Genomic DNA, 10,340 nt, shown 5'->3' on the forward strand with positions numbered 1-10,340 from the left:
GGCCCGCAGATAGAAATCCAGTCTGCAGCAAGGCCGGATATAAGACTGCAGCCGATTTCCTTTTTACCAAAACACGAAATATCTCTTGCCAAACCAGGAGGCGTCCATATAAGAAATCATGAGGATCTTAGGCATTTTGCAGGACCGACTAGGTATCCACACCCTTCTGCTCTAATGCCTGTAAATTGGCGCCTGACCAGCAGCCATTGTCTGCGCTCAGGCGTGCAGGCAATTGTTCTACGGTATCCTGCAGTCAAGGCCGGCTCGATTTCTTGTTTATCGTTGGCGTGTTGACTGATATGCTGGCCCACAATGATTTGCAGGTCTGCATCCACATTGATTTGGGCATTATAAGCGTAGTCGAATTGATCTTTCTTGCCCATGATGCGGGCCCTAGTATCGGCAAAACTGATTTGCTTGTCATCCTCGATGGTTTTTCCGGGGTTGAGTCTCGCTTCGCGTCGCTCAAGCGCCTGTTTGGCCGTTTTGATTTTAGCCAACCGAGATTGCTTGAACTTTAAATCTTCCGGAATCTCATAGCCGGTTTTATCGAAGTAGGCCTTATCTTCTTCCTGGGCGCATCGGTTGGCGGCTTCAATCAAGGCATTCACTTCGGCACTCAGCGCTTGCTCCTTTTCTTTTAAGCGATCATAGCTCATCGCTTTATACTTGGAGGTGTTGGCCTTGAACTTGGATCCATCCAGACTGATATGTCCCAATGAAGCCAACTTCAACTCCAATGCCAGTTGGACGGTTTGTTTGAAACATTCCTGAAAAAACTGTCCATGATTCTTCCGAAAAACACTGAGAACGCGAAAATTAGGACAGTTCATTTGCGCAATGAACATGAAGGATAAATCCTCGCGACAGCGCTTTTCAATTTGCCGGGAACTATAAACACCACAGCTATAAGCATAAATCAGAATAGAAACAATCTGCTTGGGGGGATAAGCATGTTGACCTTTGCTGTTGTATTGGCTTTCTATGCTATGGGTATCGAGCTGCTGAAAAAGATCGGCATAGAGATAGCATTCATGATCTTTGGGGAGTAGATCAAAAATATGACTCGGAAAAAGCTGATGCTGATGAAATTCTATTGGACTGGCTTTGAAAGGAATAGTCATGCTGCTATCATTATATGAATATCAGCTAATTATATGCATAACGTATTGTTTGCATTAATATTTAGTTGATTCTTAGGTGTTTTTTTGGGGCGGCAGCGTAAAAAAACAGGCAATGAAACCTTTACCTGATAAGCCATTCTCGGACAAGCTCCTAGGGCCATGTCTTGTATACATGTCGGCTATAGGGAAAAATGATAATGTGCGCTTCCGAACAGACTGGTTCTCTCCGAGATGAGAAGCTTATAAAGCGAATGCTGACCTTGCATATGAGAGCAGGGAAAGTCGGCTCTACACTCCGCTCACACAGCTACAGGCTCATTTTAGACAAAGGAGATTCATATGAAAAAAATAAATGCCTTACTATTGAGTTTGGGATTAAGCGGCTTGGGCGTGGGAATGAGCAGTGCTCTTAGCCATAACGAGAGTGAAAGAGCCAAATCCCCGGATGCGGTTATGAATGCACAGATGGTTCGGAAAGCTTCCAACACTGGTCCTGAGCAGAAAAAAAGCGAGCACGATCGGTCTGATATTTTTGCGGCTCCTAATGCACTGCCTTCATCGCCAGCCTTCCAAAAGCAGCCAGATAACGGAAAAGTACTCGGGTTCGATTTTTATCGCGATCCGCTGAATACAAAAAAACCGATGCAAACTTTCGAGGAAACGATGAAAGCTGACGTGACAGAGCGCCCTAAGATTATGAAAACCCAGCATGAACTACTGCGCAGTCGCTACGACCTAACCCCCCGTTTGGATTCAGAGGTTACCATGACCCGCGGTAAGCCACTGGCTGTAGGTCCTACAGCCAGGTTACGAGAGGGAATGAGCTGGCAGAAACTAGCCGAAATGTCACCTGAAGAAATCCGTAGCAATAATCTTTTTCCTTATCCCGCGTTACCGCATCCTAAACAAGTAACTGGTGGGCAGGTTTTCCCTCCCATGCAAATTTCAATGTTTCCGAGATTGGAACGATTCGATGTTGAATTTGATTTGCCTGAAGATTTTTTGCCAGAATTTCCTCCTGCCATTTTCCTTCAGAACAGGCCTGAATTAGGAGATGTTTCGCGCGGCGAAGTTGTCTCCATCAACAATTTTTATGGGTTGTTCAAGGATATATTGACCCCGGTTCAACTTACCGGATTGCAAATGTTACTCACGCCGCTACCGCAAGAAGAATTCAATCCGACAGATGATCGTAAAAGCGCCCAGCCCAGCCTTGGAGTGACCTGTTTTGATTGCCATGTCAATGGTCATACAACGGGACAATTTCACTTAAGTCCCGATATGCGCCCGCAGGAACGGCGCATTCGATTGGATACCACGAGTTTACGAGGAGTCTATAGTCAACAAATTCATGGTTCAAAACGCAGTTTGCGTTCCATCGAAGATTTTACAGAATTTGAATTCCGTACAGCTTATTTCAATGGTGACCCCATACACGCAATGAAGAAAGGGTTCCCCATGATTGATCGAATTCATGTGAGCCATATGGCGCAGTTTCAAAACATGCTGGATTTTCCGCCCGCTCCAAAATTAGATAGCAATGGTCGACTGAATTCCTCAAAAGCGACTAAAAAAGAAATCAGAGGCGAGAACATTTTCTTTGGTAAAGGGCAATGCGCAAATTGTCACCAGCCCCCTGCATTCCTCGATAATCAAATGCATGATTTAAAACTTGAACGTTTTCTGAATGAGCCTGGCGATGGGCCAATGAAAACTTTTACGCTGCGTGGCATTAAAGACAGCCCTCCCTATTTGCACGATGGTCGTTTACTTACACTGGAAGATACGGTGGAATTTTTCAATCTGGTGCTGCAACTCAAGCTGACGGACGATGAGAAATCTGATCTTGTAGCGTATTTGCGGCAATTATAGTTACTTAACTGAGCAAAAAGCTTCCCTTTATTGGCAGCTTTTTGGCTTATTTCATCTATGAGGTTGAACTAGAACCAATAAAAAAATTTGGTGATTATACTTATGAGTATTTCTGTCGCTCCTTTAACCTTAAATCTAAAAAGAAAAATCCCGCTTGATCGCGATCCATTGATTCATAAGCCAGTAAAAGTAATAAAGAAGGCCATATTCCCCGTTGCTGGGCTAGGTACTCGCTTTCTCCCCGCCACTAAGGCAGTTGCGAAAGAAATGCCACCTATTGTGGACCGGCCGCTGATTCAATATGCTATTGATGAAGCGGCAGCAGCCGGTATCGAACAGATAATTTTTATAACGCATCGTAGCAAGCGATCCATCGAAGACCACGTTCACCGTGCGGTAGAGCTGGAAAACGAAATAGCATCACGAGGGAAGCAAGCATTCTTGGAAACGCTACGACAATTAATGCCCAACAGCATACACTTTAGCTTTGTTCGCCAAGAAGAACCTAGAGGACTAGGGCACGCGATTCAGTGCGTACGCCATCTGATTGGCGATGAGCCTTTTGCCGTGCTGCTTCCGGATGATTTGATCGATGGTCAGCCACCCGTACTGGCCCAGATGATCAAAGAATATGAAAAAATTGAGAGTAGTCTCGTCGCTGTCCGACAAGTATCTCGTGAAGATACACGCCGCTACGGGATAGTGGACGCTTCCGGGGAAGACTCAGAGGGCCGCAGTAGGAGAATAAGAAGAGTGGTGGAAAAGCCTTTGCCCGAAGCAGCTTCTTCCACATTGGCAATCGTCGGACGCTACATTCTTTCTCCCAAGATTTCCGAATGTATGGCAAGCCTGGACCCAGGGGTAGGAGGAGAAATCCAGCTTACGGATGGAATTTCGCGTCTTCTTAAACTGGAACCGGTGAGGCCTTACCATTTCTTGGGCAATCATTACGATTGTGGGAACAAGGAAGGTTTCCTCGAGGCAACGTTAGCATATGGTTTGCAGCACCCCGAGGTGGGCAAGGAGTTCAGAGAAATACTGAAGTATGTCGCTCGACAGCTCGGTTAGGTTTAAGTTTTCTAGGAGAAAAGCGCCAAGCACTTAAACCTCTCCTGGTTTTGTATGCTTTCTTGGTGGAATTTCTCACTACTCCACTTTGCTCTAGTAAATCGGTAGATATTAAGGTTCTCTGGAGTAATTAATCAGGATAAAAAAATGGCTATCATAAAATGGATTGGAATTGCCCTCCTTATGTTGGTTATTCTAATTGCATTGTTGCTCGCGTTAATGTGTTCAAATTGGGTGCGAGATATAGCTGCGCAACAGATCAGTGAGCGGACTGGTCGCAAACTCACCATTAATGGTGAATTGAACATTAATTGGTCCTTGACGCCTCATATAAGAGTTGAACAAATACAGTTTGAAAACGCAGCATGGAGCAAACAGCCAGATATGCTGGAGCTTGCGGCTCTTGATCTCCGTATCGATCTGATTGAACTCATTAATGGCCATGTAATACTGCCGGAAATTATCCTCACTAAACCCAATATTGTTTTAGAAAAATCGCCCGATGGCGAACCTAATTGGGAATTACGGACCGATAAAGACGATACGAGGGATCGTACAGAATTGCCAGTTATTGAGCGCTTGCGGATCGAAGAAGGACGCCTCACTTATCGTGATTTATCAGCGAATACAGAGATAATCGCAACTTTTGCGACGACTAAAGGACTGGCTGACGGCGAAGAAGCCACTGAGTTACAAGCCGAAGGAGAGCTTAAGGGAAGTCCATTAGCCATAAATTTAACTGCGGGGCCATTGGTTGCTCTTCGGGAAGCCAAAACACCCTATCCATTGACCCTAGCTTTGCAAGCGGGGGAAACCACTATTAAAGTTAAGGGTACTTTGACAGAACCTCTGCAACTCAAAGGCTTAGATTTGCGGTTTGCCATGAAAGGTCCTGATCCTGAGCAATTATCTAACATACTCGGGTTGCCAATGCCCAGCCTACCACCTTATCAGGTAAAAGGAGATTTGTCTTTTCATGAAGATACTTGGCAAGTTAAAAAGTTAGATGGGCGAGTTGGGGATAGTGATTTTGCGGGAAATATTAGCGTGAAAATAGGTGAGCAGAAGCCTTTTATAAAGGTGGATCTGACCTCAAAAAAAATAGATTTAGATGATTTTGGACCAATAATTGGCCTTGCTCCTGAGACTGAATCTGGAGAAACTTTTTCTGAAGATCAGAAGGCACTAGCAAAAAAGCAAGCAGCAAGTCCCTATGTACTGCCCAAAAAGTCTATCAATTTTGATGAATTACAGAAGATTAATGCCAAAATTACTTTGCAAAGCAAGCAGGTTGAATCAAAGCTGCCAGTGGATAAGCTTTCTCTGCGAGCAATCATTGATAATGGTCATTTAATTCTTGATCCTCTAAATTTTGAGATTGCCACTGGAAATATACAGTCTTATCTTGAGTTCGATACAAAAACTAAACCTGTAGAAAGCAAAATAGAAACTGAAATACGTCACGTTCGTTTAAATGAAATTTTACGCCGCTTTAAAATTGCTGATAAAAGTGCAGGTTTAATCGGTGGCCAAGCAACATTTTGGTTCAAAGGAGATTCTGTCGCAGAAATGCTAGCCTCGGCTGATGGCGGCTTGGTGATGTTAATGACAGGTGGTCAGCTTGATGATTTGTTGGTAGAACTCGGTGGCCTTGACGTTGGGGAAGCTTTGGTTGCTTTATTCGACAAGGAGGCTAATACCGAAATCAACTGTGCTTTTGTAGATCTTCCAACCACTAGCGGAGTCATGAAGATAGGTACTTTTGTTATAGATACTGAGGACACTGTTTTTTTTAGTAAAGGTTCTATTGATTTCAAGAAGGAACAATTAGATCTGGTCATTGACCCTAACCCTAAGGACTTGAGTGTATTTTCAGCTCGTGCGCCTCTCTACATAGAAGGTAGTTTCAAAGAACCAAATTTTACTCCTGGCGCAAGAGCGATTGTACGAGGCGCATTCTCACTTGCGTTATTACCCTCAGCGCCAATCGTAAGTCTATATTCGCTACTTCAGGGAAAAGAAAAAGGACAGAAAGATAATAATCAAGAGAGTGACCATTGTTCCCGCTTTATAGACACATTAAAAGAAGCTCGTGAATAAAAAATTGAATTTATTTTTAAAATATGGAGAAATAAATGATCCATCAGGCACCAGGTCCCATAAGAATTATTATTTATTTACTCATCCTATCTACATTGAGTGGCTGCGCTGGTTTATTTACCCATGAGCCCCTAATTAAAAAAGAGGCGCAAGAAGATATCACTTTAGCCATGGAAGTAAAAGCAAAGCTGATTGAAACGAAGGAACTTAGTGCAGCTGCCATACATGTGGAAGCATCTAATGAAGTTGTGATATTAAGCGGCTTTGTTGAAACAGAATCTCAACGTCAATTAGCCGGTTCCGTTACGAAAAAAGTACCTAACGTGAAGCGAGTGGACAATCAAATAAAAGTCAAATAAGCAAAGCTAATAATGCGATAGATGGAATTAGGACTAATTTATGGCTAGAGCGCAATTTTTCGGCGGAAACTGGTTTGTTTATTCATCTACATTAGATGCTCGACTGCGACAAACCCATCAACTGGCACTGACGGGTAAGGCTCAACTGATTATTACGCTCAATCATCATCTTGCGTTCCTGCACACTCAATGATTGAGCTTTCTGGCCAAAAAATCGCGTTCTACCGTCAATTGCCCGATCACGCGATGCAAATCATCGATACTATGGCCCTTGTCTTTGCCGGCGCCATCACTACGGGCAAATAACTCCGCAGCTTGTTCAATCAAATGCCGCTTCCACCTTTGATCTGCGTCGGATGGATTCCATACCGGGATGCCAACTGCGGCACGGTTTCTTCTCCTCGAATAGCTGCCAATGCAACTTTCGCTTTGAATTCACTGGAATATTCTACGCGTTTCTTGCTCATGGTTATTTCACTCCTTTTCTGTTTTGCGAGAGCTTAACAACCTGTTCAGTTTTTGTACCACTTCAGCTTTTCCTGGCGCCCCATTGCTGATCGTTACCGATAGCTGGTTTGGAACGATGGCTTGCTTAAACCGATGCGCAAAACCGTTGGGCAGCACTGTCATATGCTTTCCAGATTGCGCGTCAACACCACTTTGTTTGCGCTACCGCCCGAACACCAGAAACATCAGCTCGGCCGATCCAGAAAGTATGGCGACAAGATGGGCAGTGCCACAACGCTGGCCAATGAATTCCATGGACGTGCTACCACTTTTTCGATTAACCTCTACGGAAAACAACGCAATGTTCTGGCCTTTGACAACATCATGATGTTGAAAACACTCAAATGTGCCGTGCGCGTGGTTTGGATCTATCGAAGATCACAATGGGTTGCACTCTTTACCACCGACCTCGATCTCACCGTCGCGCAGATTATCGGATACTACGGCGCACGCTGGAGAATCAAAGCCGGTTCAAAGAGATCAAGCAGGAAATCGGTAGCTCAAAAAGCCAAACCCGAAATTGCCGTGCCGTTACCAACCATCTCAATTTCTGCATGATGGCCGCCACCGTAATCTGGATATATGCCGATCACTTTGATAAAACACCGCAGCGTTGTTACGCTGCTCACAATCGAAGCCACTGCGCCTTTTCTGATGTCAGAAAACTGATTACTCAGGCTGCGCTCAATAAGGATTTTGTTAGCTTTTGCCCTAAACCAGATAAACCCATACAAAATTCTTTTATCGATGCATTATTGCGTATGATTGCTTAAGAGAAAATTTAAAGTCTAGATCAAAACAGTGAAAGTTCAGTTGGAAAATACTTAATCAGGAAACCTTACCTTTATACTCAATGTCACGACGCCGACAAACCACACTATATTGGGACTCGGAACAAATGTCCGGCGAGGGATTTATTAGCAATAAATTCGCATATCATCAACAGAATCGTCTCTGTGAGCCTGAGTTGATTTCTACTTAGCACCTGATAAATCAATAAGATCTAACTTTCCGAGCTCTATAATAGTTTCTTGAAGCGTGTAAGTAACTCTGTTGGCTCCTACCACTTGTAGTTTATTAGAATTACTCTTGACAGATTGTGGGTCGTTTATACCGAATCTGCTTGCAACAATAACTATTTCTGGAAATCGTGCACGTATGCGTTTGCAAAGGTAGATTGTATGCGCTAGATCGCTTGGATAAACTGAAGCGATAACGGCAATATTAGCTTTTAATTGTTCAATGATTGTTAGCGTTTCAGTTGCAAGCCTCAATGAATAGAGTTGATGGCACTCAAAATCTTCGTGGGGTATTGATTTAATTAATAATTGTGCTGCCAGGTCATCGATCGAATCTCGTGCCGGAATGACTAAGAGAATTTTGCGTTCACTCTGTTCTTGTTCCTCATTTTCTTTGATTTCTTCTTCTTCATGATCTTTAATGACAGTTTTTAAATTATCAATTAACTCATTTTGCTCAGAGGTATCAATTTTACCGTAGCGTAAATCGTTCCTGGCTTGCACTAGCGCAGGAATGGCTAGACTGTCAAATGTGTGTACTAATGCATGATCAGTATCAGAAAGCTGTTTTTCAACTATGTCAGAAGCTTCATCGATATCATCAGCCAATAATCGTTGATAAAAACTTTGTCCAGCTGACAGGGTTGGTCGGTCACCGAGGAGCGTATCCAGGAAACCTAAGTAAGGTACGTATCGACCTAGCACTACAATACAAACAGTCAAGGGCGAGGCTAAGATAAGGCCAATAGGGCCCCATAACCATGTCCAGAACGCCACACAAACAAGTAAAGCTGCTTGGGATACGCCGATACCACGACCATAAACCATAGGTTCGATGATCATATTGGTAATCAGCTCAAGTACGCAAAACATTGCAAGTACCATTATCGCCAATGACCAATCAGGCGAGAGCAGTAAGCTTAGAGTAATGGGCAGAATCGCAGTGAGCCATGCGCCAAGGTAAGGAATATAACGTAGCAGCGCTCCAAAGAACCCCCATAACGCTGCGTAAGGAACGCCGAGTAACCATAACCCTAAGGCCACCGCGACCCCATATCCTACATTTATCAGCAATTGCATCAGCAAATACCTGCTGACGCGCTCACCTGCATCCTCGAATGCCCGAGTGGTGTGAGCTAATTGTTCTACACCGATTAACGAAATGACACGATCGCGTAAATCTTCACGATTGAGCAGCATAAAACAAACCAGCACAATTATTAATCCTGCATTAGCCAAAGGCTCTAGCATAGGACCAAAAACCGACCACAATTGTGAGAGTTGAAAGGGGCCATCGCTTACAATACGTACGGGTTGGGCCTCGATTTTTTCTTTTTTGTCGATAGGAAAAGGTAATCTGTCTTCTATTTCCGGATTATTTGTCAATTTCTCGGTAATACGCTCTGTTATAACCTGCAATTTGTCTAATAGCCCGTCACGGTCGCGCTCGGTGATTTGATTGAGTTTGGATAAAATGTTGTTTTCGTATTGTGGATATGTATCCAATAAGCTTCCAATTTGACTGGTTACCCCCCAGATTGCACCTACTATGCTGCTTAACGCAATTGAAGCTGCTAAGGCAACTGCTATTACTCTAGCGATACCATGGTGCTGTAACCATGCTACGATTGGGGCAAGTAGAAAAGTTAAAAGAATCGATAATGCAACAGGAATAACGATTATTCTTGCCCAATAAAGGAAGCCAAGTACTAATGCTAGCGCTATCAGCATTGATACGTTGTTGGTAACAAAAAGATCCTTTTTCATATTGCTTCTTTGTGTAATGAGATGCTTTGGGGTTTACATCTATGCAAACAAAGAGTTACATGCATAATAATACATCATGTTTAATCGATTCATTATACGCTCCCAAATTCTGCGATTGAATTTTTATTCTCTTCCTTTGGATCGCTGAAGCAGGCTCGCGGGCGCGGAAATGGTGAGGAAGGAGTGAGTTTGATGGCAGTGAAAGCATAAAAGCACTATTTTCGCTGTTATTAATACACTTTAACGTTTCAAGGGCGAGTTTGTCCCTATCGTGGGAGGCTGTGAACCAAAAAGGTGAAAATGTGGGTCAGACACGGAGCGAGCGATTGTGCCAATTGGAAGCTTTTACAGCGGATATCTTGAAACTGAGGTTTCACTGTTTTGATCTAAACATTACATTTTCCCTTAGAGCCTGTTCAAAGTCTTTGTAGTAACAATGCCAAGAAAGCAAGATGGACGAACTGTAGGCTGGTGTTGAGTTTGCGTTCACAATTTTTCCACAGCCGCCGGCATTTTTCCAACCA

Annotated in this window: 11 protein-coding genes and 1 pseudogene; 7 read left to right on the top strand and 5 right to left on the bottom strand. The window is 43.6% G+C overall.

The genetic code is table 11. The annotated features are described in order from the left end of the window. Positions 1-116: 116 nt before the first annotated feature. On the bottom strand, positions 117-1,124 hold the full coding sequence (locus tag BLW34_RS13845) for a transposase (RefSeq protein WP_090580789.1): 1,008 nt from the start codon (positions 1,122-1,124) through the stop codon (positions 117-119). A 339-nt stretch (positions 1,125-1,463) separates the two neighbouring features. Here BLW34_RS13845 and BLW34_RS13850 point away from each other — a divergent pair, with 339 nt between their 5' ends. From BLW34_RS13850 to BLW34_RS16250, 5 genes are all read left to right on the top strand, one after another. Beyond that, a complete protein-coding gene (locus BLW34_RS13850; protein WP_090580792.1) occupies positions 1,464-2,996 on the top strand; it encodes a cytochrome B6 in 1,533 nt (510 codons plus the stop codon). A gap of 102 nt (positions 2,997-3,098) precedes the next feature. After that, entirely contained in the window at positions 3,099-4,064 is a 966-nt protein-coding gene (galU, locus tag BLW34_RS13855; protein WP_090580806.1) for a UTP--glucose-1-phosphate uridylyltransferase GalU, read from the top strand. A gap of 147 nt (positions 4,065-4,211) precedes the next feature. Next, positions 4,212-6,164 (top strand): AsmA family protein, encoded by a 1,953-nt coding sequence (locus BLW34_RS13860; RefSeq protein WP_090580798.1) that lies wholly within the window; start codon positions 4,212-4,214, stop codon positions 6,162-6,164. 35 nt (positions 6,165-6,199) lie between these two features. Continuing rightward, positions 6,200-6,523, top strand: coding sequence for a BON domain-containing protein (locus BLW34_RS13865; protein WP_090580801.1), 324 nt, complete (start codon positions 6,200-6,202; stop codon positions 6,521-6,523). A 40-nt stretch (positions 6,524-6,563) separates the two neighbouring features. After that, positions 6,564-6,716, top strand: a complete 153-nt coding sequence (locus BLW34_RS16250) for a hypothetical protein (protein WP_177166055.1) — start codon at positions 6,564-6,566, stop codon at positions 6,714-6,716. On the opposite strand, the gene BLW34_RS16255 is transcribed toward BLW34_RS16250, so the two are convergent. After that, positions 6,710-6,850: a hypothetical protein gene (locus tag BLW34_RS16255; protein ID WP_177166056.1), complete on the bottom strand. Its 141-nt coding sequence runs from the start codon at positions 6,848-6,850 to the stop codon at positions 6,710-6,712. The two genes, BLW34_RS16250 and BLW34_RS16255, sit on opposite strands and share 7 nt — an antisense overlap. Next, complete coding sequence (locus tag BLW34_RS15820; protein ID WP_143037945.1) at positions 6,847-6,990, bottom strand: helix-turn-helix domain-containing protein; 144 nt, start codon at positions 6,988-6,990, stop codon at positions 6,847-6,849. Before BLW34_RS15820 ends, BLW34_RS16255 begins: the two co-directional genes overlap by 4 nt. Before the next feature lie 133 nt (positions 6,991-7,123). On the opposite strand from BLW34_RS15820, the gene BLW34_RS16585 reads away from it, so the two are divergent. Continuing rightward, a complete protein-coding gene (locus BLW34_RS16585; protein ID WP_218138869.1) occupies positions 7,124-7,588 on the top strand; it encodes a hypothetical protein in 465 nt (154 codons plus the stop codon). Further along, a complete protein-coding gene (locus tag BLW34_RS16590; protein WP_218138870.1) occupies positions 7,585-7,803 on the top strand; it encodes a hypothetical protein in 219 nt (72 codons plus the stop codon). Before BLW34_RS16585 ends, BLW34_RS16590 begins: the two co-directional genes overlap by 4 nt. 201 nt (positions 7,804-8,004) lie before the next feature. Here BLW34_RS16590 and BLW34_RS13875 read toward each other — a convergent pair whose 3' ends face one another. Then, positions 8,005-9,816, bottom strand: coding sequence for an AI-2E family transporter (locus tag BLW34_RS13875; protein ID WP_090580804.1), 1,812 nt, complete (start codon positions 9,814-9,816; stop codon positions 8,005-8,007). A 416-nt stretch (positions 9,817-10,232) separates the two neighbouring features. Beyond that, positions 10,233-10,340: pseudogene (locus tag BLW34_RS15825) on the bottom strand (IS5/IS1182 family transposase); the annotation flags it as partial.

The sequence above is a fragment of the Nitrosomonas sp. Nm58 genome (assembly GCF_900107335.1).
In the GTDB taxonomy this organism is placed as follows: Bacteria; Pseudomonadota; Gammaproteobacteria; order Burkholderiales; family Nitrosomonadaceae; genus Nitrosomonas.